General features: G+C 42.5%; 25 protein-coding genes. 20 read left to right on the plus strand and 5 right to left on the minus strand.

The genetic code is table 11. The features are described from left to right. Positions 1-5 precede the first annotated feature (5 nt). The gene (locus tag ABIS22_03615) at positions 6-344 is read left to right on the plus strand and encodes an MmcQ/YjbR family DNA-binding protein (protein ID MEO7740976.1); all 339 of its coding nucleotides are present in this window, start codon (positions 6-8) and stop codon (positions 342-344) included. Here the strand turns inward: ABIS22_03615 and ABIS22_03620 are convergent. Next, positions 337-945 (minus strand): hypothetical protein, encoded by a 609-nt coding sequence (locus ABIS22_03620; protein ID MEO7740977.1) that lies wholly within the window; start codon positions 943-945, stop codon positions 337-339. The genes ABIS22_03615 and ABIS22_03620 overlap by 8 nt on opposite strands. A 112-nt stretch (positions 946-1057) precedes the next feature. Here ABIS22_03620 and dnaG point away from each other — a divergent pair, with 112 nt between their 5' ends. Beyond that, complete coding sequence (gene dnaG, locus ABIS22_03625; GenBank protein ID MEO7740978.1) at positions 1058-2812, plus strand: DNA primase; 1755 nt, start codon at positions 1058-1060, stop codon at positions 2810-2812. A 58-nt stretch (positions 2813-2870) separates the two neighbouring features. After that, positions 2871-3791, plus strand: coding sequence for an RNA polymerase sigma factor RpoD (gene rpoD / locus ABIS22_03630; protein MEO7740979.1), 921 nt, complete (start codon positions 2871-2873; stop codon positions 3789-3791). Between the two features lie 49 nt (positions 3792-3840). Here the strand turns inward: rpoD and ABIS22_03635 are convergent, their stop codons facing one another. Next, positions 3841-4416 carry a dephospho-CoA kinase gene (locus ABIS22_03635; protein MEO7740980.1) on the minus strand — a complete coding sequence of 192 codons (576 nt, stop codon included), beginning with the start codon at positions 4414-4416 and terminating at the stop codon, positions 3841-3843. Positions 4417-4490: 74 nt separating this feature from the next. On the opposite strand from ABIS22_03635, the gene ABIS22_03640 reads away from it, so the two are divergent. Then, the gene (locus ABIS22_03640; protein MEO7740981.1) at positions 4491-5564 is read left to right on the plus strand and encodes a polyprenyl synthetase family protein; all 1074 of its coding nucleotides are present in this window, start codon (positions 4491-4493) and stop codon (positions 5562-5564) included. Position 5565: 1 nt separating this feature from the next. Here the strand turns inward: ABIS22_03640 and ABIS22_03645 are convergent, their stop codons facing one another. After that, on the minus strand, positions 5566-6285 hold the full coding sequence (locus tag ABIS22_03645; GenBank protein MEO7740982.1) for an undecaprenyl diphosphate synthase family protein: 720 nt from the start codon (positions 6283-6285) through the stop codon (positions 5566-5568). Between the two features lie 86 nt (positions 6286-6371). Here ABIS22_03645 and polA point away from each other — a divergent pair, with 86 nt between their 5' ends. From polA to holA, 7 genes are all read left to right on the plus strand, one after another. Continuing rightward, complete coding sequence (polA, locus tag ABIS22_03650) at positions 6372-8924, plus strand: DNA polymerase I (protein ID MEO7740983.1); 2553 nt, start codon at positions 6372-6374, stop codon at positions 8922-8924. Between the two features lie 89 nt (positions 8925-9013). Then, positions 9014-9640, plus strand: a complete 627-nt coding sequence (locus ABIS22_03655; protein MEO7740984.1) for a hypothetical protein — start codon at positions 9014-9016, stop codon at positions 9638-9640. A 31-nt stretch (positions 9641-9671) separates the two neighbouring features. Beyond that, complete coding sequence (locus ABIS22_03660) at positions 9672-10268, plus strand: hypothetical protein (protein ID MEO7740985.1); 597 nt, start codon at positions 9672-9674, stop codon at positions 10266-10268. Between the two features lie 39 nt (positions 10269-10307). Next, complete coding sequence (locus tag ABIS22_03665; GenBank protein MEO7740986.1) at positions 10308-10877, plus strand: HAD-IA family hydrolase; 570 nt, start codon at positions 10308-10310, stop codon at positions 10875-10877. 1 nt (position 10878) lies between these two features. Further along, complete coding sequence (gene mutM / locus ABIS22_03670) at positions 10879-11748, plus strand: bifunctional DNA-formamidopyrimidine glycosylase/DNA-(apurinic or apyrimidinic site) lyase (protein MEO7740987.1); 870 nt, start codon at positions 10879-10881, stop codon at positions 11746-11748. A gap of 73 nt (positions 11749-11821) precedes the next feature. Continuing rightward, entirely contained in the window at positions 11822-12961 is a 1140-nt protein-coding gene (locus ABIS22_03675) for a T3SS effector HopA1 family protein (GenBank protein MEO7740988.1), read from the plus strand. 21 nt (positions 12962-12982) lie between these two features. Then, complete coding sequence (gene holA, locus ABIS22_03680; GenBank protein MEO7740989.1) at positions 12983-13909, plus strand: DNA polymerase III subunit delta; 927 nt, start codon at positions 12983-12985, stop codon at positions 13907-13909. A 71-nt stretch (positions 13910-13980) separates the two neighbouring features. Here holA and rpsT read toward each other — a convergent pair whose 3' ends face one another. After that, complete coding sequence (gene rpsT, locus ABIS22_03685) at positions 13981-14379, minus strand: 30S ribosomal protein S20 (protein ID MEO7740990.1); 399 nt, start codon at positions 14377-14379, stop codon at positions 13981-13983. Between the two features lie 157 nt (positions 14380-14536). Between rpsT and ABIS22_03690 the strand changes: the two genes are divergently transcribed. Next, the gene (locus tag ABIS22_03690) at positions 14537-16480 is read left to right on the plus strand and encodes a hypothetical protein (protein ID MEO7740991.1); all 1944 of its coding nucleotides are present in this window, start codon (positions 14537-14539) and stop codon (positions 16478-16480) included. On the opposite strand, the gene ABIS22_03695 is transcribed toward ABIS22_03690, so the two are convergent. Continuing rightward, positions 16477-17160 carry a PIG-L deacetylase family protein gene (locus tag ABIS22_03695; protein MEO7740992.1) on the minus strand — a complete coding sequence of 228 codons (684 nt, stop codon included), beginning with the start codon at positions 17158-17160 and terminating at the stop codon, positions 16477-16479. The two genes, ABIS22_03690 and ABIS22_03695, sit on opposite strands and share 4 nt — an antisense overlap. A gap of 205 nt (positions 17161-17365) precedes the next feature. Between ABIS22_03695 and ABIS22_03700 the strand changes: the two genes are divergently transcribed. From ABIS22_03700 to ABIS22_03735, 8 genes are all read left to right on the plus strand, one after another. Then, positions 17366-17593 (plus strand): hypothetical protein, encoded by a 228-nt coding sequence (locus ABIS22_03700; GenBank protein ID MEO7740993.1) that lies wholly within the window; start codon positions 17366-17368, stop codon positions 17591-17593. 202 nt (positions 17594-17795) lie between these two features. After that, a complete protein-coding gene (gene truB, locus ABIS22_03705) occupies positions 17796-18479 on the plus strand; it encodes a tRNA pseudouridine(55) synthase TruB (GenBank protein MEO7740994.1) in 684 nt (227 codons plus the stop codon). A 23-nt stretch (positions 18480-18502) separates the two neighbouring features. Beyond that, complete coding sequence (gene rpsO / locus ABIS22_03710) at positions 18503-18769, plus strand: 30S ribosomal protein S15 (protein MEO7740995.1); 267 nt, start codon at positions 18503-18505, stop codon at positions 18767-18769. A 78-nt stretch (positions 18770-18847) separates the two neighbouring features. Continuing rightward, positions 18848-19456: a hypothetical protein gene (locus ABIS22_03715; protein MEO7740996.1), complete on the plus strand. Its 609-nt coding sequence runs from the start codon at positions 18848-18850 to the stop codon at positions 19454-19456. Between the two features lie 39 nt (positions 19457-19495). Next, positions 19496-20218, plus strand: coding sequence for a GGDEF domain-containing protein (locus ABIS22_03720; GenBank protein MEO7740997.1), 723 nt, complete (start codon positions 19496-19498; stop codon positions 20216-20218). Between the two features lie 157 nt (positions 20219-20375). Then, on the plus strand, positions 20376-22499 hold the full coding sequence (gene pnp / locus ABIS22_03725) for a polyribonucleotide nucleotidyltransferase (GenBank protein ID MEO7740998.1): 2124 nt from the start codon (positions 20376-20378) through the stop codon (positions 22497-22499). A gap of 91 nt (positions 22500-22590) precedes the next feature. Next, complete coding sequence (locus tag ABIS22_03730) at positions 22591-22791, plus strand: hypothetical protein (GenBank protein ID MEO7740999.1); 201 nt, start codon at positions 22591-22593, stop codon at positions 22789-22791. A gap of 130 nt (positions 22792-22921) precedes the next feature. Continuing rightward, a complete protein-coding gene (locus ABIS22_03735; GenBank protein ID MEO7741000.1) occupies positions 22922-24316 on the plus strand; it encodes a ribonuclease J in 1395 nt (464 codons plus the stop codon).

Below are 24316 nucleotides of genomic sequence, written 5' to 3' on the forward strand. Positions count from 1 at the left end.
AGTATATGACTCACAAAGAACTCGAAGATTATCTCCTTAGCTTTCCTAACACATGGCTTGATTTTCCTTTTGGCGAATCCACATCAGTATATAAAATAGGCTATAAAGAAACAGGTGAGGGTAAGCTATTCGCAATCATTGCAAATGACAGTAAGCCACTCAAGGTGAGTTTAAAGTGCGACCCAAGTCTCGCTCTTGTTCTTCGCGATAAATATGAAACCGTGCTACCGGGATATCATTTGAATAAAAAACATTGGAACACTATTTTGTGCACTGGACAGGTGCCTGAAGACGAACTGTTCGATTTAGTACGACTAAGCTATAACCTAGTCGACGCTAGCTAGTTGTATCGCTAAAATCGGATAATTGCTTCCTTATAGTCGCAAGGTTCGTATCCGTTGTATCAAGGAAATCTTTCATTGACTTACTACTTGTTGATTCATAGATACCTTTCATCAGTGCGGATAAGGTTTCCAGTTGATAATCCATTTCTCTTGCATAAGTACGATCATAAGTGGCATTTAATCTGGCATCTTCTAATGTTTTTTTGAGTGTATCACCAGATTCGGCAGCCGTAATGGCTTTGTCGATTTTATCTTTTGCTACTCCTGCCGCGAGTAACGGTGCTGTGCCGTCACGATCAGCATTTGTTAAGAAAATGATTAGGTTGGCGTTTGTAGTTCTCAGTGAATTACTTTTGATATTTTGTTTAGCGCTTGTAGAGATAGTACTAAGAGTGTTAATTCGGGCCTCGAGTGTTTGTAATTTAGAGGGGCTTGCATTACCACCATTACCCAGGCTCACGAGTACAACAACGAGAATTATAGCAAATAGAAGGCCACCACCGATAAGGAGAAGAAACTTTTTATCAAGTCCAGGTTTTTTAGCTGGAGCCGCAATCTGATTTAAGTAGTCAATTGAATATTCTTCTTGATTTGGATTCATTACATGTATTTAATCACATATAGAGGTCAATCGACAATAATGCTCACGTTTTATCAGCGTGTAGTGCCTATACGCTAATTTCTAACAGAGGTAAAAGTGTTACAATAAAACTATGCAGGATGCAAAAGAAGAAGTTCGTTCACGCATTAACATCGAGGATGTTGTAGGTGAGTATGTACAGCTCAAACGAGCTGGGCGTAACTTTAAAGGACTGAGTCCATTTAGTAGTGAAAAAACGGCAAGCTTTTTCGTTAGTCCAGATAAGCATATTTGGCATGACTTTTCGTCAAATAAGGGTGGTGATGTATTCAGTTTTGTGATGGAAGTGGAAGGTATGGATTTTCGTCAAGCGCTCGAACACCTAGCTAGAAAAGCTGGGGTTGATTTGTCACTCTACGAATCAAAGGGAAGTCAGGAGATTGCACAGAAAAAAAAGCGTCTTTACGCGGCACTTGATCTTGCCGCTTCATATTACCAGCACAGTCTTATTAGTAACGGGCATGCGCTTGAGTATGTTTTTAAGAAACGTGGACTTGATAAAAAAATTGTCGAATCATTTCGCATTGGGTATGCACCAGACAATGGAAATGCCCTTGTTCAGTTTTTAAATCGGAAAGGTTTTTCTGATAGAGAGGTTGATGAAGCTGGTCTTGCGAACCGCTATGGTGGCGACTTATTTCGGGGACGTATGATGGTACCACTCATGGATGGCAGTGGGCAGGTTATAGGTTTTACGGCCCGTATTCTTATTGATATTAAAGATGCTCCCAAATATCTAAACACGCCACAGACTCTTCTTTATGACAAAAGTAGACATGTTTTTGGGTTATCACAGGCAAAAGAGGCAATTCGTACCGTCGACTATGCTGTAATTGTCGAAGGTAACCTTGATGTCGTGAGTAGCCACCAAGTAGGTATATCACAGGTAGTCGCTACGGCTGGCACTGCTATGACCGAAAGCCACTTAAGAGCTCTCCGACGCCTAACAGGTAATGTGAGACTCGCATTTGATGGAGATAGAGCAGGTATAGCTGCGACAGAACGTGCAATCCCGATCGCGCAGTCAGTTGGTGTTGAACTTACAATCATTACACTGCCAGGTGATGCGAAGGACCCTGATGAATTAATCCAGCAAGACTCAAAACTTTGGCTTGCGGCAATCGAATCCGCACAGCCTGCAGTAGACTGGATACTGAACCAATACTCTAATAGGGAAGATCTTACCTCTGCCTCAGGAAAGCGTGCTTTTACTACAGCAGGGCTTAAAGTCGTCAGGACATTGCAGGATATAGTAGAGCAAGAGCACTATCAGGCCAAAATCGCCGACATGGTTCAATCATCCCTCGAATCGATTAAAGCTAAACAAGCTAAAGGAACTGATGAGACTCCCGCACCAACTCGCTTAAAACGAGTTCATACCACGGATGAGCGTAGTCAGGATGTGTATTTATATCAAGATAATCTTCTTGCTGCCGCACTAATTGATGCATCAGCCCAAGAACTATTTGCACATATTGATACAACAATGTTTGCAGGCGAAGATCGTCAATTAGTCGCATCTTTCCTCGCTACACATTCCGGTAAGATTGTGACGGATACCCCTGAGCAGTTGCAAAAAATTGATCAGTATGTCAAAATACTATTATTAAAGGCCGACGCTCGATATGCCGATTGGAACGATCAAGATCGTTACTTCGAAACGGCACGATTGCTCCGCCAAGTAGCACACGAACACAAGAAACAACAAAAAGATCTATTAACGAGTGAACTACGTGAGGCCGAGGCTAGCGACGACGAGTCAAAAGCCCTTGAAATTCGTGGCAAACTTAATACTTTAATAAAGGAGATGACTAGTGGGCAAAGATGATGATCAAACAGACGATAGTGCAGTATTAGACAGTACGACAGTTTCAGCACTTGGTGATATTGAAGAACCAGCGATTGATGAGCTACAGGACGAAGAAGAAGACGATGAAGATACGCTGAACAGTAATCAATATTTTGATGATGTTTCAGATGACAGTGTCAGGTTGTACCTTCGTGAGATTGGTAAAATCCCGCTATTGAATGGTGAAGAAGAGCTTGCTCTTGCGCAGCGTGTTGTTGCAGGTGAGAAGAAGGCTAAGGATAAAATGGCCGAAGCAAACATGCGTCTCGTTGTCTCAATTGCAAAACGTTATTCTGGTCGTGGGCTTGATTTCCTTGATTTGATTCAAGAGGGCAACACAGGGCTTCTTCGTGCTGTTGAAAAATTTGATCCAGATAAAGGATTTAAGTTTAGTACTTATGCAACATGGTGGATCCGCCAGGCTATTACGCGTGCGATTGCCGATCAAGCACGTACAATTCGTATTCCTGTGCATATGGTGGAGACCATTAACAAGTTACTGCGTACACAGCGTCGCATGACTCAGGAGCTAAACCGTGAGCCAACTATCGAGGAGCTTGCAAAAGAGCTTGAGATGGAGCCAGAAAAAGTTGAATACGTTATTAAAATTAAACAAGACATTACATCACTTGATGCTGGTGTTGGGCGTGATGGTGAAGATGAAGATTCAGTTCTCGGTGACTTTATTGAAGACGAAGATGGGACGACACCAGAAGAATCTGCTGCATCGCAACTTTTAAAAGAGCAGGTTCAATCAGTTCTTTCCACACTTTCTGAACGAGAACAAAAGATCATCAAGATGCGTTTTGGCCTAGAAAATGGTAAATCTCATACACTTGAAGAGGTCGGACAAGAGTTTGCCGTCACTCGTGAGCGTATTCGTCAGATTGAAGCTAAGGCGCTTGCAAAGCTTCGTAAACATAAGGATGCCAAAAAACTTCATGAGTACCTGAGTTAAATAAACTTACATGTAATTAAAAACTCCGAGATATCTCGGAGTTTTTAATTTAAGAGTAGAAGTCGGTGTGTTTTAGAATAACATCGAGTTGCTCGTGGAAATGCTCCATGTCACCGTCGTTAATGATATAACTATCTGCCATTGCGATTGGACCACCCTTTTCTAAATTCTCAATTTCCGTCCAGTCCCTATTGGTTGCTTCAACATCAGTGAATGGTCGCTCTGGGCGTATTGATAAGCGGTGGTGTCGAAGGCGTCGCGGTGCTACGACGGCTATAACATGCAGTTCACCAGGAAATTCATGCTTCATGATCTTATATTCAGTCCAGCTATAGATACCATCTGCGATAATACGGTGCTGACCGGCGCCAATAAGCCCATTTATCTGTTGAATGATACGCTTTACCACGAAATCATCACCCTCTTTTTTACGAATATCTTCCCTGAAAGTAGTTTGGCTTTCTGGTGTAATCTCAATACCCGCTTCACGCATCGCGTCATAAATCACACCTCCAAAGTATACCTTCGGATATCCTTTTTCAGTTAGAAAATCAACTGCAGAACTTTTTCCACTTCCAGTCATTCCGACGAATGCGATTATTTTTACATTTTCATGATGTGCCATTAATTTCTAGTATACCGTAGACTGAGTTGCTATAGCAATCAACTAGCCCCGTCTGAGTAGCGTATAATGATGAAATGACTTATGACGGATATTTTAGCGTGTCAGATGCCCAACTGCGTACAGCTATCGACCAGGACCTAGCTGAGTGTGCGACAGTTTGGCAAGCTGAGTTTGAAGGCGGAAGCAGGGAGCCAGTTGCTGCTTTTTGTAATATATTGTTACGTGGAGGAAAGCGTCTTCGGGGAATGCTTGCTATGCAGAGCTATTATGCGCATGGTGGGCGGGATGAGCATGTTGCAATAGTGGCAGCTAGAGTGTTTGAATTCGTCCAGACCTATTTATTAATTCTCGATGATATAGCCGACAGATCAGATATGCGGCGGGGCGGACTGTCTGCCCATAAGCTACTTGAAACATATGCAGTAAACGCAGATCTTAAAAATGATCATGAACATTACGGGGCAACCCAAGCGATGAATGCAGCTGTTGCCGGTATGCATAAAGCAACAGCAGAAATTCTTGATTTAGATATAGACTCAGGTATTGTTCGTCGTGCGCTGCTCTCGTTGCACCATAACCTAGCAGTAACGATTGATGGTCAAATGAACGATATATATAACGAAGTAAGTCGAGATATCCCGACTGAAGATGCGATCGAGCGAGTTCTTACTCGAAAATCTGCTTACTATACGATCCTTAGTCCACTTGAGCTTGGTGCATGCCTCGCCGGGAAAGATGGTCTTAGTGAACCCCTTCATGATTATTCTATACACACCGGTTGCGCCTTTCAAATTACTGATGACACTATCGGTTCATTTGGTAATAAAGATCAAACAGGTAAAGGTACTAATGACGATATTCACGAAGGAAAAATGACTCTGTTGGTGCAGTATGCATTAAAAAAAGGAGACAATGTACAGAAAAGTGTGCTTGAGGCTACTCTTGGGAATTGTGATGCGAGTGATGCTGATTGCGATAAAGTACGCGACGTACTTATTGCAACCGGGGCAAAAGATTATGCAGAGACACGCTCTTCATGGCATAAGGATGAAGCATTTACTGCGCTTGATCGGGCCGAGGATATCGACCATACTTTTATAGTTTTTTTACATCAGTTAACTGATTATATAACGAAGCGGCAATCGTAATTTATTTTCCGAAACGACGCTCACGAGCCCTAAACTCATCTATGATCTTCGTCATATGTTCAGATGTGAAATCTGGCCAAAGAACTTCGGGAAAAACGAGCTGCGTTTCATCAGCGAGTAAACTTAAAAATCCAGCACTGTTATGAGGGTCATGCCATGCGCCCGTACGAACAATAAGATCTACTTGAGGTAGTGAACTAGTCCATGAATGCTCGCGTAGTAACATGTTAGAAGCCTCTACGCCATGGGGGGTAATAACATCCGATTTTAGTAGAGATTGAATTGCTGCCGCTCGTTCACGAGATCCACTGTAGCTAAAAAGAAGCGTAAGTATGTTTGTTCCACGCATATTAGTCTGATCGACTACCTTGTTGATTGCATCGATTGTCGGCTTGGTAAGCGTATCACGCCATTCGCCGATTGCCTGAATTCTAACATCATACTTACTTATGAGTGGATGGTCTGCAAATTTATGGACGCTAGTTCGATAAAGCTTATCAATGCTTGATGAAAAATCGCCCGTTCGATCTGCAATGTTGGCATATGAACTGCCCCATAGGGAAAGGTGAGTTACCCCGGCAGCAAAGGCGGCTTCCGATATCTCAAGCGTTCGGTCGACACCTTTTTTATACATTCTAGAATATGCACCAATTCCATGCTGCTTGGCCCAACGACGATTGCCGTCAGGTATGATTGCAACATGAAATGTAGGTTTTTCCATCTCTTCATAATAGACGACTACGGTAATAGTAGTCAAATCCTAGAGACGCTCACGCAGCTAAGCTGAATCTGCGCTATACTGGACATATGAAGCGACTGGCTATTATTGACGGAAAATCGGTTTTTTATCGTGGTTACTATGCAATGCCTGGGCTTTCTTTGAAAGACGGCACACCAACGGGCGGTGTGTATGGTTTTACTACACTAGCACTCGAACTTATTAAAAAGCTTCAGCCTGACTACGTTGCAGTTGCTTGGGATAAAAAGGGAACAAGTATACGAAAACGCCTAGAGATTCTACCTACATACAAGGCTGGTCGCAAACGTCCGCCAGAAGATTTTTTTGCGCAGATCCCTATGTTACACGAACTGCTTGAGGCATTTTCATGGCCACTTTATGAACTCGATGACTACGAGGCAGATGATATTATGGGTGCACTGTCTAAGCAAGCTAGTGAACAGGGAATCGAAACGTGTCTTATTACAAGTGATCTAGATATGCTACAACTTGTTGGTCCTTTAACGCATGTTTACGCAATGAAGAGTGGGCTTAGTAATCTTGAACAATTTGATGTCACCCACTTCGAAGAGAAGTATGGACTATCAGTGCATCAATTTTTAGATCTTAAATCACTAAAAGGGGATTCATCCGATAATATTCCTGGAGTTCCAGGAATTGGTGAAAAGACTGGTATCCAACTACTTCAGGAATACAAAACACTTGATGGTGTATATGCACATCTTGGTGATATTAAGCCGACAACGAGGACAAAATTAGAAGCAGGTAAAGAGAGTGCGTATACCAGCAAGCTAGTTGGTGAGATTTGGTGTGATGCGCCTGTCACACTTGATCTCGACGCAACTGATGTTAATGACCTTGATACGGAAAAACTCGAAGACCTATTAAGAAAACTAGAGTTCACTTCGCTTCTTAGGAAATTGCCAAAAGGTATGCAGAAATCTACCCAAACAGATTTATTTAGCGAGCCTATTGTCTCGAATATTCAACCACTAGTTGAAGCGCCGTGGCCAGTAACTCTGAGCTTAAGTGCTGGCGCTGAGGTATTACTACAATTAAATGATGCGGGTGATGAAGCTTGGCTTTCACTTGATCGAAAGACAGTCGCTAGAGCTCCACTGACCCATATCGATAGCAGTATTTGGCGTGCACTTGAAATGACGAAGGTTGTTACCTATGATGCTAAGGCTCTGTATCATGCTGCGCATAGCCAGGCAGTGGAAGTTCGTTTTGACAATGTTCATGATGTTCGTCAGTCTGCATTTCTGATCGACCCTCTGACGCGCGATAGATCAATTGCCGGTTTAATCAACGACGACATTCAACCTGATGATGCAGGTAAAACAATGGCTTCCTTATGGCATATTTATGATCAACAATTAGAAAGCTTTGCCCGTGAACCTAAAATTGCATCGATTGCGACAACGCTCGATTTCCCGCTGACTTACATGCTGTACCGTATGGAAAGTAAGGGCATTAAGGTCAATAAGCAGTTTCTTTCTGCCATGAGTCGTGAACTTGGTGATGAGTTGGGCGAGCTTGAACAAAAAATGCATACAATGGTTGGTCACGAGTTTAATATTGCCAGCCCTGCTCAATTATCTGAAGTGCTTTTTACAAATCTTGGCTTATCTACGCAGGGCATCAAAAAAGGTAAAACAGGTTACTCAACTGGTCAAAAAGAACTTGATAAGCTTCGTGGGCAGCATCCTATTATTGAACTCATAGAACGAACTCGTGAACTTGCTAAGCTTAAGAATACATATATTGATACATTGCCAGTGCAGGCTGACGATAATGATCGCATTCATACAACCTTCAACCAAGACGTTGCTGCAACGGGTCGGCTGAGTAGTACTAATCCAAATTTACAAAATATTCCCGTCAGGAGTGACCTGGGCCGTCGTATCCGTGAAGCATTTATACCTGAAGAGGGAAATGTACTAGTCAGCGCAGATTATTCACAGTTTGAACTACGCTTAGCGGCAATTTTGGCACACGACGAGAAGCTCATCAATGATTTTAATGGTTCAATTGATATCCATACTAAAACAGCTAGTGAGGTATATGGTATACCCGTTGACGATGTCACAAAATCTCAGCGTCGCGACGCGAAGGTGATTAATTTTGGTGTTCTATATGGTATGAGTCCACATGGGCTTGCAGCTGCAACAGGTATGAATTTTACTCAGGCAAAGACATTTATTGATCATTATTTTACTGTTCGTGCGCCTATTCGGGTGTTTATCGATAGTACTCTCGAGCAAGCAAAGACAGAAGGCTATGTCGAGACATATTATGGACGTCGTCGCCCAACTCCAGATGTCAACAGTAGTAATTTTATTGTTCGTGAGGCAGCAAAACGCGCTGCTGCTAACATGCCAATTCAAGGAACAGAAGCGGATCTTATGAAAAAGGCCATGCTACTTGTCGATGAAAAGATAGGTGATTTAGGTGAGCAGATTCTGCAAATTCACGATTCAATCCTAATAGAATGCCCAGCGGGGAATGCTGAAAAAGTTGCTGACTTATTAAAAACTTGTATGGAAAATATCGCCCCTGAACTCGCAATTAGCCTAAAAGTTGATGTAAGTACAGGTACAAATTGGGGTGAACTTTAACATCCTTGCAAACGGATAACAATAAGCGTATTACTATAACAAGGTCTTATGAATATACGTGCTTGTCAGATATGTAGGAAGTGTACACTATGTCGCCTTTAGATGTACCATCACAGCACGTCGAAACTCCCGTAGTCCCGCCAGATAAATATATTTCACCAGCCGAACGTATAATTAGTGACAGTCGAGCGCAAAAAACCTTTGCCGATTTTATGTGGATATATGTCGGACATCCAGACGTAAACGCGCGTAGACGTGGGCATGAGCGACCACCTATACCTGTAGATTATCGTGGGGCAAGCCTGAATAATGATCCGGAAATGTTCACTGGCTACAGTGGGCTTGGTGAGCTTGTGCATATAAGAGTGAATCCTCAGCTTAATGATGTTCCTGAGGGTTATTTTATTGCTATGGCTGACATTGGAACGGGCGAGTTGTATGAACCAGCTATTCTTGATGTTGATCAGTTTCATGACCCTCAGGCGGGTCCGCAAACTATCATATATCTCGACACCGCAAATGTAGAAAGTTTGCCTATTGAATACTCTCCTAGGATTCATCTTTGCCAGCACACGCAGAGATTTACTTATATCCCTGGGCCTGACCGAGCCAGTTCACTTCTGCACCCAATTGAGTCACTTTACGAGAAAGTAACTCAAGATATGGGAAGACAACTCGGCCAGCGTGCTTTTACGCTGATAACGAACATACATTGACTTTTGTCTATCAAAGTGATAAAATATTAAAATGAATAGAAATAGAATATCTCGCATCATTCCGATTGCACTTATTTTAATTGTTATAGCGATTGCCGTTGCTGCACTTGTTTCGGTTGGACGAGCTCTTTTTAGTGGAGGAAGTACTCAGACTGTAAATGATTCTAGTCAGACATCTCTCATTAGCACTGCACCAGATCGAAGTGTTCGTATGACAGTTCGAGGTTCTATCGTTGCAGATGAGAATTTCCGATCTTATCAAGAGACGATATCTCCAAGTGACCGCACGCTTACCACCTACTCTGGTTATCTTGATCAGCCAATTTCAAGTGGTCAACTTGCAAACAACATCAAAGCATATGAAGAATTTGTTTTTGCTTTAAACCGTGCCAATATGATGCAGGGGAGTATATTAACAGGTGACAGTGATGATACGCGCGGTATCTGTGCGACGGGTAAAGTGTATGAATTTGAAATCTTATCAGGTACGCAGGTTGAAAAACGTTTATGGACATCAACGTGCAAAGGGTCTCCGGGTTCTTTAAAGGCAAGTGTTTCACAGCTTGAAAGCCTGTTCCTTCAGCAAATTCCAACTAGCAAAGCACTTCTTAGTAATATCAAATTGTAGCCCCTATCACTCACGGCTAATACCGCGTATACTATTAATATGATACGCGGTATTATTTTTGACTGTTTTGGCGTTTTGTACCGTGGAAGTTTGGGTCATTTGTATGACATCACATCACCTGAACATAGAGATGATCTTATGAATCTCAGCCGTACTTCTGATCTTGGATATGTCACAAAAGATGATTATATAACGGCGGTTGCTGGTTTTACTCATAAAGAACCCTCAGAAGTTGCAACTATTCTCTCTACTTACCATATACGAAATGAAGCGATGTTCGAACTTGTCCGTTCTTTACACCCAGAGTATAAGGTCGCATTGCTTAGTAATGTTGGACAACATGTCATGGATGGTTTATTTACAAGCGATGAGCTCTCACAACTCTTTGATGAAGTGGTTTTATCGAGTGACGTTCATATTATGAAACCCGATCCAGCAATCTTTGAATTAATGGCTCAGCGTATGGGTCTTCTTCCGGAAGAGTGTGTAATGATAGATGATCTTGAGACGAACATAACTGGTGCAATTCGAGCAGGAATGCAAGGAATTGTATGTGTTTCATCAGAGCAGACGGCTACGGATCTCAGGGCACTGCTCTCAGGGGAATAAGATGCCTGAGCTACCTGAAGTAGAGACGGTTCGTCGTGGTCTAAACAGGCTCATTATTAATCGTATTATAAAAGGTGTAAACAGCGATACGCCTAAAAGTTTTCCAAATACACAAACTGATGTAACTGAATTTTTAATTGATGCCGCAGTAATTGATATTCGTCGACGTGCAAAAGTTTTAATGATTGATCTTTCAACCGGCTACACTCTTGTTATCCATTTAAAGATGACAGGACAGTTAGTTTTTCGTGGTGAGACAGTATTTGGTGCAGGACATCCAAACGACAGTCTTGTTGGGGAACTACCAGATCGATCAACTCGTGTAACGATTGAATTCACAGACTCTTCACATCTCTACTTCAATGATCAGCGTAAGTTTGGTTGGATGAGGTTGCTCCCAACAGTAGAAGTGTCAAATATCGATTTCATGAAAAAAGTTGGACCAGAGCCACTTGAACCAGATTTTACGGTTAATGAGTTTTCCGCACGTTTTACTCGTCGCGCTAAGACAAGTATCAAGGCTGCATTACTTGATCAAACGGTTGTTGCGGGTGTAGGTAATATTTATGCTGATGAGTCACTGTGGGGAGCTAAGATTCATCCAAAACGTCTAGTTGGATCTATTACGACTGCGGAGTTCCATGCCCTCTACACCGAACTTCGTGCAGTTATGAATCTCGCAATTGATAAAGGCGGATCTACTGATAAAAATTATGTTAATGCTGAAGGTAAGCGGGGCAGCTACATGGATTTTGCAAGAGTTTTTCGTAGAGAGGGTCATCCGTGTCCACGTTGTGGCACGATAATAATCAAATTTAAAGCCGCAGGACGCGGTACACATATTTGCCCATTCTGCCAAAAGGAAGAGTAGATCCATCGAGTAATTGACATTTTATTCTTCTTATGCTATTATATTTTATACGTAATACTTTTAAATAAAAATTATGCAAAAAGATACAGTACCAAAACAAAAATATACCTTTGAGCGTTCTGTTGCTGCAAAGAAGATCTTAGCTCCAGGCTTTATCGATGGTGCAATTGATGGCACTCTTAGATCTGCACCCGGTAAGGAGGCATACTTCATGAAATCATTCCTTGACCAAGTGCCTGCCGATGACTCTGATAAAGAGTTTGTTCGCGACGTCGATCAAGCTGTTGAATTTCGTCATCAATTGACTGGCTTCATAATAGATAATCTCCATGTATATTCACTGAGCGACCAGCCTAGTTCTACGAAAGCATATATACAAAACGCAGAAGCTAAAATGGTAAAAACACTTGAGGCAGGTGAACAAACATTTAGTAAATATCTTAGGAATCGATCTATAGATCCAAGTAATAACAAAGTATTACCTCGACCTGAGTTTGAATTTAATGCCGGTACTTTTCCTACTAAAAAAGGCAATAAAGTTGATTTTCTTGCAGGTGGTCGCATTAGTGGGATGGCTGTTCCCATCACTATTCAGCGCCAGGGTCTTGCAAATTTTGTTCAGTGGACTTCTCAAGCATACCTAGAGAGTTCGCTATCTGGTGAGGCTCAGCAGATTACTCGTCGTATTTACCTTAATCCGAAAATCATGGATTCAGTGAGAATATTCTCACAAGTCACAGCTGCTGCAGATGCAGCTGGGCTAAAGATAAAAGGTAAGATATTCGATCGCTCTGTTGAGAGTAGCGTACTCAGTGGACAAAAGAAGAAGAGGGCTGATCATCAGTCAGCTATTACAATGCGTGGTGATGGGATTGTTCTCTATGCTTTAAATGATCAAGATGCAGATCGCGTCTTGGGTATTGTCGAAAAAATCTACGAAGAGAATCTCGATAGTTTTTCTGGTCGTCGTACGAATAGACTACCATTTCGCTTGGCAGATGGTCTTGCGATTGGCGATGAGCCAACTGAGAAAGATGAATCACTCACAACCCATCGTAGCAATATCCTCAGTGAAGTTGCTGCATACGCGGTTGAAAATACTAGAAAAAGTCCTAAACTTGATCGTCAAAGAATATTTACTGGATTGTGGAGAGCTGCCGCTTTAAGTAATAACATTAATCCAGATAATCTTGCATTCAATGCACAGCGATAATCCTAGTCTATAATAGATATAATGATCACAGTATTTACAGGTGAAAATAGTTTTGAAATTGAGCGTGAGATTAAAAAACTCGAGTCTTCTTTTGATGGTGTTTCGGAAAAGGTCGATGGTAGTGAATTGAATGCTCGGCAGTTACCAGATCTTCTTATAGGTGGGACACTTTTTGCCGATACGAGGCTCATAATTATCAAAAATGCTTCTGAGAATAAATTAGTCTGGGAGAGTTTTGAACAATGGATCGAGCGAATACCTGAGGAGATTTCCGTAATTCTTATCGAGCAAAAATTAGATAAGCGCACTAAAACGTATAAGTCACTTACAAGGTCTGCAGCTATACGTGAATTTCCTCTTTGGAGAGAGTATGATAATCGTAAAGCGGAGGACTGGATCATAAACGAAGCTAGTCATCTTGGATTAGCACTAGATAAAAAAAGTGCTCAGGCATTGGTCGGACGCGTAGGTGTTGATCAGTGGCAACTTTCTTTAGCATTAGATAAATTGATAGTCCTGGATGTTGTGACCCCGGATATTATTCACGATGTTATTGAGGCAAACACAACCGAGAACGTATTTAATCTTTTCGAGACTGCACTTCGGGGTGATACCAGCGGTGTCATAAGTATGATGCGTGTTATTATGCTCCACGAAGATCCTTATCGATTATTTGGTCTTCTTTCTGGACAGGTATTTTATTTAGCGACGCTTACCATAACGGATAAATCAACAAACGATGTTGCCAAGGATTTAGGTGTAAATCCGTACGGTCTTACAAAAATAGCAACTACTGCTAAGAAACTTGGACCAAAAGGGGCTAAGCTTGCCATTATTGCATTTGCCGAAGCAGATGAAGGTATGAAAACATCCGTAGCGGATCCTTGGCTACTTATTGAACGTGCACTTATAAAAATCTCAGACCAATACCAGACCATAGCGAAGTAGTCTTTAGAAGTCGGTAATATTATTGATAGAAAAACAGCCTCAACTGAGGCTGTTTTTCGTAATCGGATAAATTACTTTGTTGTTTTCTTTGCGGCTGTTTTTTTAACAGCTGCAGGTTTCTTTACTGATACAGCCTTTTTAGCAACAGTTGCTTTTGCGGCTGGTTTTGCCGGAGCTTTTTTAGTTACAGGTGCTTTGGTTGTTGCTTTCTTACTAGGCGCAAGTTTCACGCCAGCGTCTTTTGCAACTTTGGCAAGTTGTGCTTTTCGGCGGGCTACAGTGTTTTTCTTAAGAAGGTTTTTCTTAACTGCAGTGTCAAGCTCACTATGAGCAGCACTTAAACCTTCACTTGTAGGCTTAGCTAAGAATGTCTTAACTGCAGACTTAATGTCACGTTTGATGCCGACATTACGCTCATTGCGCTTGATCGTTTGCTTCATTCGTTTAATGGCTGATTTGATGATTGGCATTGCTGTTCCTTTACCTAAAATTTATATATACAATCAAGGCGTTATTATAGGGGAAAGGGGGCTACTTGTAAAGTGGGGTGGATTTGTTGACGTATCCAAATTACTTATGGTATAGTTAACTCAAAATCTGACAAAATAAAAAAATAGGAATCAGTCCATGAATGATGGCACACAAAAACAACAAATTGTTGAAAAGATCAAAAGTTCCAGTAACATATTGGTAACGGTCAGTGCTAATCCATCAGTAGATGAACTCTCTGCTGCGCTTGGACTTACGATACTTTTAAATAATATGAGCAAGCATGCAACAGCAGTGTTTAGTGGCTCAATTCCACCCGCGATTACATTTCTTGATCCTGAAAAAACTTTTGAGAGTACCGTTGATTCACTCCGTGACTTTATTATTGCTCTTGATAAAGAAAAAGCAGACCACCTACGCTACAAAGTTGAAGGTGATGTCGTAAAGATCTTCATTACTCCTTACAGGACTACAATTACAGGTGATGATCTTGACTTTAGTCAGGGTGACTACAATGTTGAATTAGTACTAGCTCTCGGTGTCAAAGATAAAGATAACCTCGATGAAGCACTATCTGCACATGGAAGAATTCTTCACGATGCAACAGTTGTAACTATGAGTGCAGGCGATAATACAAGTAGTCTTGGTACTATTGACTGGCATGAGAGTAATGCGAGTAGCTTGAGCGAAATGGTAGTAGGGCTAACAGATTCACTTAAAAAAGATAAGTCGCTTCTCGATGAACAGACGGCAACAGCTTTTTTAACAGGTATTGTTTCTGCAACTGATAGGTTTTCTAATCCACGAACTTCGTCTAAGGTAATGACTGTCGCTGCGCAGCTCATGGCTGCGGGTGCAAACCAACAGTTAATTGCTTCAAAACTTGAAGAAGCACACGATATTGGTCAAAACGCCGACAACAACAAGGATACTGGCAGCGGTAGTGGTACTTCAAACTCTGATGGCACAACTGATCTATCTGAAGGCGAGCCAACGAAGCTTAATAAAAATGATCGTAACAAGAATAAAAAAATTGTTGATAATCAGACCCCTGTCAAAAAGAATGATGGCTCCCTTTCAATTTCGCACGAGAAGGAAGGTGATATTGATTCTGTTGCTTCTGAAACAGCCGAAGAAAATCAAGCTGATGCTCTTGATGTAGTCGAAGAGAAGCTAGAGGAAGATCGTAAGGAAGTCGCTGAAAAACAGCAAACAGAAGCTGCGAAACAAGCTGAAGATATGTTAGCAAAACAACTTAATGCGACTGCTCAGGTTGCAGTCCCTGCAGCAGCGACACTTTCAGTGGCAGATCTGCAAAAAGATTTAGCACAGGCAAGTGCTCAAGTTGATCATGCCGCGTCACAAAATCCATCAACAGCCCAGATCCCTGATCAAGAAACTGAACCATCATTTGGCGGGACATTAAATGCTACAGCCGAGGATGCCGCGGAGACAAAACGTCGCGAGATTAATGATGACCGAAACCGTACCATCTTAAGCCATTCAAATGGTGATTATGTTGGAGCTAACGCACCAACGTACCAGTCACCGCTTAATGCAGCATCGGCACCAGCAGAGGAACCAGTTTCAGTAGACCCATTCCATGATAATGACACTCCACTCAGCGGCGCTACGAGTTATTCACCACCTATCCAGCCACCTGTATCCATGGCCGCTCCGCCAGCGCCTATCGATTTATTTGCAACACCTGTCGCTAGCCCTGAGCAAACATCAGCACCCACACTAGCTGATATTGATCAACAGAACAGAAGCCCGCATGAAGAAGCACGTGACGCAGTTGCGGCTGCCTTCGGTGAATCTCCTCAAAGTGAGCCGTTTGCGATACCGGCGCCATCCGAGGCAGTAGTAACATCTGAGTCACTGCCAAGTGCAATGTCTTTGCCGCCATTACCCGATTTTTCAACTCTACCGCCATTGCCACCTGTCCCAGATTTCGGTATGCCTTCAACCCCTCCGTCATCTGATAAACTTGGTGATATCTTTGGTGCTACACCACCGGTCTCTCCTTCAGAGCCAGTTGTGAATAATCCAGGTCAGTTTAAGATTCCTGGTCAGAGCTAACTTTTCGTTATAAAGTGATTAATACCTAGGTTAGCACCCATCCTTGAGAGTGCGGCTTCACAGTCAGAAGTTTGCGTAACATGACATCGCATAATAGCAGTGATTTCTTCCTTCAGTGAGCGTGCGTCGACTGTTTCGGTGATCTCAGCTTGCGTCCGTCCAGCGTCCATATATAACCAGTCAGTCCGTATTGTTGGATTCTGTATTTCTGATATACACGCATATCGAATTCTTGTGAACCTAGTATCGGCTACTTTTTGACGAAAGAATACAAAACTTGCAGCTCTACTGGCAACTATGTGATCAATATGACCAGATATACCATTCGGGTCAATTGTCATAAACTCTACTTCTACCTGGTCATTGTCCGTGACGGTAGCATGAATGATGTCCTCGATTTGCTTGCTTGCTTCAATCATAGCTATATTATCAAGATGACCGTCAATAAATCCTAGGTGATATGTTTTTGTCGCACCAATTAATCGTGCTGCTTCTTCCCATTCCTGAAGTCGGACCTCTTTAAGGTTGTTAAGATTATTTGGGTTTGTGCCATTTTGCCCAGCCGTCAGTGAAATGAGATGAAGCTCAGTGCCTGCTTTTGTCTCTAGAAGTAGTGTGCCAGATGGGCCAAAGGCTTCATCATCTGGATGGGCAAAAATACCAAAAATAATCTTTTTCATAGTTCCAAGTATACTCTGCCTGGCAAAAAGATGAGAATATGTTGCGAAAACAGACAACTGTAGTATAATCGTACTATCTATTGGCTATCGGGGTCGGTAGAGAATCAACGAAAGGAAGGTGAATCCAATGTCCGAAAGGATACTGGACCATCGGAGATTGGCATACGACCAGTCGGCACGGATCGGTACCACCACAGTTGTCGCGATGGCGCTTCAGAATTTCTCTGAGGTTGCCTATCAGGCAGCATGTGGCGAGACTGAGTTCCACCTGGCATCAGGTGGTTGGGTGATGGATATCATCACGCAGCCGAGTCTGACGGTGAAGGTTCAGACCGCTGAACCAAAACTGCGGACCGCGCTGCTTGGAGTGCTACGTACGCTTGGATTCCGAGTGAAAGAGAAGGATGATCACCTGGTTGTGAGCCTCACCTGAAGTTGTAGTACATTCGTTCATTTATGTAGTTAATTTAAAAACGGCCAGCTGTCTATGGCTAACCGTCTGCAGTAACGCAGGTTATGCTACATGTAGTGAACGGGTGGAGCGACTCAGGGATATTTACCCCTTTCGTTGCATCCGTTTCATAGATGTATATCTATGCTGATGAGTCCAAAAGGACGAAAACGGCTATACTAGTATGATGACAGACGGTACGGTACTCATTGATAAACCATCACATATGACCAGTTTTGGTGTTGTTGCACGTGTTCGACGTGTTCTCACGCAGAATGCTGGTAAAAAAATAAAAGTGGGGCACACAGGAACTCTTGATCCTTTTGCAACAGGACTTATGATTCTTGTAATTGGTAAGGAGTGTAAAAATGCTGGTAGCTACTCTAAGCTCGACAAGACTTATGAGGCTACGATTCGCCTAGGCATCTCTAGTTCGACTGGTGACCCAGAAGGTAATCTGACAGAAGTATCTGACATCATTCCGACTGAAAAGCATGTTATAGAGGCTTTGAGAGGCTTTGAAGGTGAGATTCAACAGACTCCGCCTACCTTTTCTGCAATTAAGATTAATGGGCAGAGGGCATATAAACTTGCAAGAGCAGGTGAGGTAGTTGAAATGCCAGTTCGCACAGTGACTGTTTATTCTATTGAGCTTGTTGAATACAACTATCCGTATGTAAGGATTAATACGCACGTTAGCAGCGGTACATATATTAGAACCCTAGCTGAGGATATTGGTGGCGTTCTCAAAACCGGCGCTTACTGCACCGAGCTTCGGCGGACTTCAATTAGTTCATGGACACTTGCCCAAGCTCAGACATTACAGGAATTTGGCGTCACCGATGATAAACCTGTTGAAAAGTCCTAGAAACTCTGATACAATACTTTTTGATGATTACTGCAGAAAATAAAGCCAAGGCACTTGCTTTGACACAGACTCATAAAAAAGACGTTGGTTCCGCTCAAGCGCAATCATCTGTTTTGACGTCTCGTATCAAAGAGATTACCGAGCATCTTCAGACAAACAAGCACGACCACATGGCTCGTCGCGGTTTGATCCAGATGGTTGGTCGTCGTAAAAGACTGCTAAAATACCTCGAAGCAAATGACTTTGATGGTTATAAAGCAACAGTTGCCGCCCTAGGACTCCGCAAGTAATTGCGGAGTTTCTAACAGTAAATTCTATCTAACCGTATTTGATTAGTCGCTTTGTGCGAGATGCGATATCATACAAGTATGAATCCAAAGCTTATAGTAGAACAAAAAATTACAGCATTCGTTAATAGGTATGCCATTTATGCTACTAGCCCGGATGGTAATAAATCTCAGCTTATTGCATTTGCACAGCAGAAACGTCTAAACTTCAAAGAAAAGGTTTTGTTTTACAGTGATGAATCAAAGGATACTCCTATATTTAGTTTTCGTGCCGAAAAGGTATTTGATATACATGGGCGTTATTTTGTAGAAGATAACAGCGGAGCTTTAGTTGGAAGTTTTAAAAAAGATTTTGGAAAGTCGTTTGTTAGCAGTACATGGCATATTCTTGATACTTCGGATAACATAAAGTTTACTATTTCTGAGAGTAATAAGGCGCTCGCTGTCTTTCGACGCTATGGAGGTTACATACCGATTGTTGGGGACATTATTGATCTCATCACACTTTTTTTCCGCTATCACTTTGTATTTACACAAACCGATAGTGGGGTAGAGGTTGGAAAGTACCAAAAGACCACACTCTTCAGAGATCATTATGCGCTCTCCATGACTGATGCTGCATACATTGCTGAGGATTGGCGTGTTCTTGCAGCGATGTCTGTAGCTCTTGATGCACTACAGAGCAGATAACATTGACTTATGTTAGTGTTTATGTTAATATTATGACAAATGTCTCAAACACAAAAAGAAAAAAACTTATTTCGCCCAGGTATCGACCAAATTCCAGATGAATTTGTCGTGGGTGAACATTACCCAGCTCCAGCTTTTTTCGGCGAGAGTCGTATTGCCTTAAGCGCACTTAGACTTAAGATAGAAAAAGAAAGAGAAGATGCCCGTCATGACGCTAAATTCCCAAGCTTTCTTAATGCAAAAGAGTGGAATAAAGATATAGAGAAAAGAATTAGCGAAGGGACTGAGTTTGGTGTGATCTTTATCGACTTTGATTCATTCAACTTGGTGAATAATACTTTAGGACATGGCGAAGGTGACATGTTGATTGAAAGTTTTGGACAAATGCTTGAGAAGCATTTTCGTCGAAATACCGATAGACTTGGAAAAGTAAGTACTGATGAAGAGCCGACATTGATTGCACGATATGGTGGAGACGAGTTTGGAATAACAACTGACTTGCCACTTGATCGCAGACGAGAAGGAGAGACGGCATCAGATCAGATGGATAAGGAATTACAGTACTTTAATGCATTGTCTGATGATTTTATAAATTCTAGAGTTAATAGTGGGCGATTACGAGAGCTTGGATTTGGAATTTCTGCTGGCGCGATAATATACAGCCCAAGTCATCCGGAATCTCCCGCTCAGGTTAAGGACCGCGCGGATAGAGCGATGTACGAAGCAAAAGCAAAAAATAAACAGGGTACATTGTCACGCTGAAGTGATGACTTACTAGGTTATTCTGACACCCTGCTATAATAGGTATAACACTTGGGTAAGCGATGTAAGTACTGGATATGGGCTTTCCGATTATCGGAAATTCTACACCCGCTACTTATCGCTCAATCAGAAATCGAGTGAATAAAGGAGAACAACTATGACAACAATCAACCCTAGTGGCAAGTATATTATTAGCGTTAGCACCGAGCTAGCAGGACGTACGCTCACGTTAGAAGTTAATCGTGTGGGATTCCGCACAAGCGCATCTGTGCTCGTTAGATACGGCGAAACCGTCGTTTTAGGTACTGCAATGGTAGGGAAGAAACCACTGAGCGGTATGGATTATTTCCCACTTTCAATCGATTATGAGGAAAAATTTTATGCAAGCGGTAAAATTAGTGGTAGCCGTTTTATTAAGCGAGAGGGTCGGCCTAGCGACGAAGCGATACTTATTGGTCGCTTGATTGATCGTCCTATTCGTCCTTTGTTTCCAAAAGGCTATCGCCAGGAAGTTCAAAACGTAGCGACTGTTTTATCTATGGATCCAACATTCCGCCCTGATATGGTAGCTATGATTGCCGCCAGTAGCGCACTTATGTTAACAGGCGCACCGTTCGATGGTCCTGTTGCTGGGCTAAGGGTTGCTCGTGTTAATGGTGAGTTTAAAGCATTTGCAAGCAATGAAGAACGTGCTAAAAGCGATCTGGATATAGTTGTAGCAGGTATTAAAAGTGGTATTACTATGGTTGAAGCTGGTGCTGACGAAGTATCTGAAGAGACGGTAGCTCAGGCACTTGCCTGGGCGCATGAGCAACTGCAGCCGGCAATCGACTTGCAGCTCGAACTAGCTAAAAAAGTTGGTGTTGAGCCGCTACCTTACGAACTAGTGCTTCCTGAAGATAGTTTCCAAACTATCGTAGATGAGTGGGTTGAGGGAAAGCTAGGTGAAGACCTTAGAAAGCCATATCCTGAACGTAATGAACTTGTATCAGTTTTACGCAATGAATTCCATGCCGCCATGGTTGAGAAGTTTGGTGCGGATGACTATAAGATCCTTCATAGTGAATATGACGAAGCATTTACGATGGCACTACACAAAGATGTGCGCCGAGGAATTGTTGAGCACAACCTTCGTCCAGATGGTCGTAAACTCGAGGAGATACGTCAACTAAGTTCAGAAGTGGGCTTGCTACCTCGTGCGCATGGTTCATCACTATTTACGCGTGGAGTTACTCAGGGCATGAATATCGTTACGCTCGCCCCACTAAGCTACGCGCAGATGGTTGATAGTATGGAACAAAACGATTTTGAACGTCGTTACATGCACCATTACAATGCGCCAGGCTACACAGTTGGTGAAGTTCGTCGACTTGGATCAGCCGGTCGTCGTGAAATCGGTCATGGTTATCTCGCAGAAAGAGCTGTTTTGCCGATGCTTCCGTCTGAAGAAGATTTCCCATATGCCATCCGAAGCGTCACTGAGATTATGAGCCAAAATGGATCAACTTCCATGGCCGCTACATGTAGCTCAGTACTAGCCCTTATGGATGCTGGTGTCCCTCTTAAGCGACCCGTATCCGGTATTGCAATGGGGCTTATGATGGACGGTCATACGCCATATGTTTTGTCGGATATTGCTGACGCTGAAGATTTTGCAGGTGATATGGACTTTAAGGTTACGGGTACATCTGAAGGTATTACCGCAATCCAAATGGATATGAAAGTTCACGGTCTACCTGTTGAAATCCTTGAAAAAGCACTCCAGGCTTCAAAACCAGGCCGTGCACATATTTTGAAGCACATGCTTGAAACACTTGCTGCCCCTCGCGGAGCACTTTCTCAGTACGCACCACGTATTGAAAAGATAAAAATTAACCCAGACAAGATCGGTGCAGTCATTGGTAAAGGTGGAGAGGTTATCAATAAGATTACCGCTGAAACTGGTGCTCAGATCGATATTAAAGACGACGGACTTATTACTGTTGCAGCTGTTGATACTGCGAGTATCGAGAAAGCACTTAACTGGATTAAAGCCCTCACTGAGGAGCCAGAAGTCGGGCGTATTTACGAAGGTAAAGTTGTAACTATTAAAGATTTTGGTGCATTTGTGAACATTTTGCCAGGCATTGACGGTATGTTGCATATTAGTGAATTATCAAATGAACGAGTTGAGCGTGTTGAAGACGTTCTTCAAGAGGGTCAAATCCTTAATGTTAAATTGACAGGAATTGATGATCGTGGACGCTTGAGCCTCTCCATTCGAGACATCGAACAGTCTTAAGGTCTGTACTAGTTTGGTATAATAGGTCGAGAGTGATAAACACATTCTAAGTTCTCCATTGAATAATTTAATTAATCAGGAGGTCACACAGATGTTACAATCAGTAAATTCTCAAGATAAAAATGCACAAATTGCACTAGGAACAGGATCGGCAGTTATTGCTCTTGGAGCCGTAATGATCAGCGTAGGTGAAGGTTCAGGCGGTTGGATCATAGGTGTTATCATGATGATCGCTGGAGCTATTCTCGTAGGTATGGGACTTGCAGTCAGTAATAAAAACAAGAAAAAATAAATCAATGTAACTTGAACAAATCAGAGCAGGGATGTGCCTGGCATATGTCTGCTCGAATTTGGCCAAGATAATCTTGAGCTAATCTATAATTAAACTTCTCCTCTTTTAAGTAGAGGTATATTGATATCTCATGATGTCAGATAAGGAAAAAATGAAAAAAAATATATTAAAAATTACACCACTTGGTGGACAAAATGGCATTGGTGAAAAAAACATGATTATTGTCGAGACGGAACGAGATGCCATTGTGCTTGATTGTGGTATGGAGTTAGGCTTAAACATTCCAGGTATCAATTACGCTGTTCCAAATGTTGAGTATCTGCGAAGTATACGGCATAAGTTACGTGGATACGTTATCAGCCATGGCCATCTTGACCATATCGGTGGCTTACCGCACATTGTACCGACATGTCCTGCGCCTATATTCGGTAGCCAATTTACCATTGGTATGGTTCGAGCACAATTTGATAAGACTAGGGGCAATTTCACACCTACATTTCATGTATTACAGATGGATAGTCACGAACAGCATCACATGGGTGATTTTATTATTGAGCTGATTCGCGTGACTCACTCCGTACCGGAGTCATCTGCAATTGTGCTCGAGACGCCAGCGGGACGCATTATTAATACTGGTGATTTTCGGCTCGACCCTGAACCACTCGACTCTATGCCATCAGACATCGAGCGTCTAAAACGACTAGGGGATGAGGGAGTGCTACTGTTGATGAGTGAAAGTACGTACACAAACAAACCTGGCCGTACGCCAACTGAGCATACACTTCAAGATAGTTTTTACGATCTTATCGGTCGTACGAGCGGTCGAATATTTGTCGCAGTGTTCTCTTCTAATATGAACCGTGTACAGATGACAATCAATGCGGCAGTAAAATATGGACGTAAAGTTGCTCTCGATGGTCGAAGTATGATGGCGACAGCAGAACTTGCTGTACGACTAGGGAATCTCAAAATTCCAAAGGGAACGCTCATTCTACTCAAGGATGCAAGTAAGGTTCCTGACGACGAGCTACTCATAATGTGCACGGGTGGTCAAGGTGAGCCTGGTGCAGCTATGACTCGACTGAGTAGAGGTGAGCACAAAGTATTATCGCTCAAAAAAGGTGATAACGTCGTGATTAGTAGCTCACCGATTCCAGGTAATGAAGTGAGCTATCAACGGCTTGGTGATGATGTAACTCGCATGGGTGCTAAAGTCTATCGTCACCCAACACACGACGTTGACGGGTGCGGGCCTCTTCATGTTTCAGGACACGCGAACCGTGACGAACACCGGGAAATGATCGAACTTGTTCGCCCCCGTTTTCTCATGCCAATCTACGGCGGTGCGCTTAGCCGTGAATATCACCGAGACATAGGTATACAGACCGGCTTGAAGAATGATCAGATTATCATGGCGCATAACGGTGACATTATCGTATTTGATAATAAAGGAGAATACGCGCACGAGGGTACCGTAAATAGTGGGGCAAGCCTTGTTGATGGTAACGGAAAAATCTGCCGTTAG

The organism is Candidatus Saccharimonadales bacterium, from assembly GCA_039928925.1.
Classification (GTDB): domain Bacteria; phylum Patescibacteriota; class Saccharimonadia; order Saccharimonadales; family Saccharimonadaceae; genus UBA6022.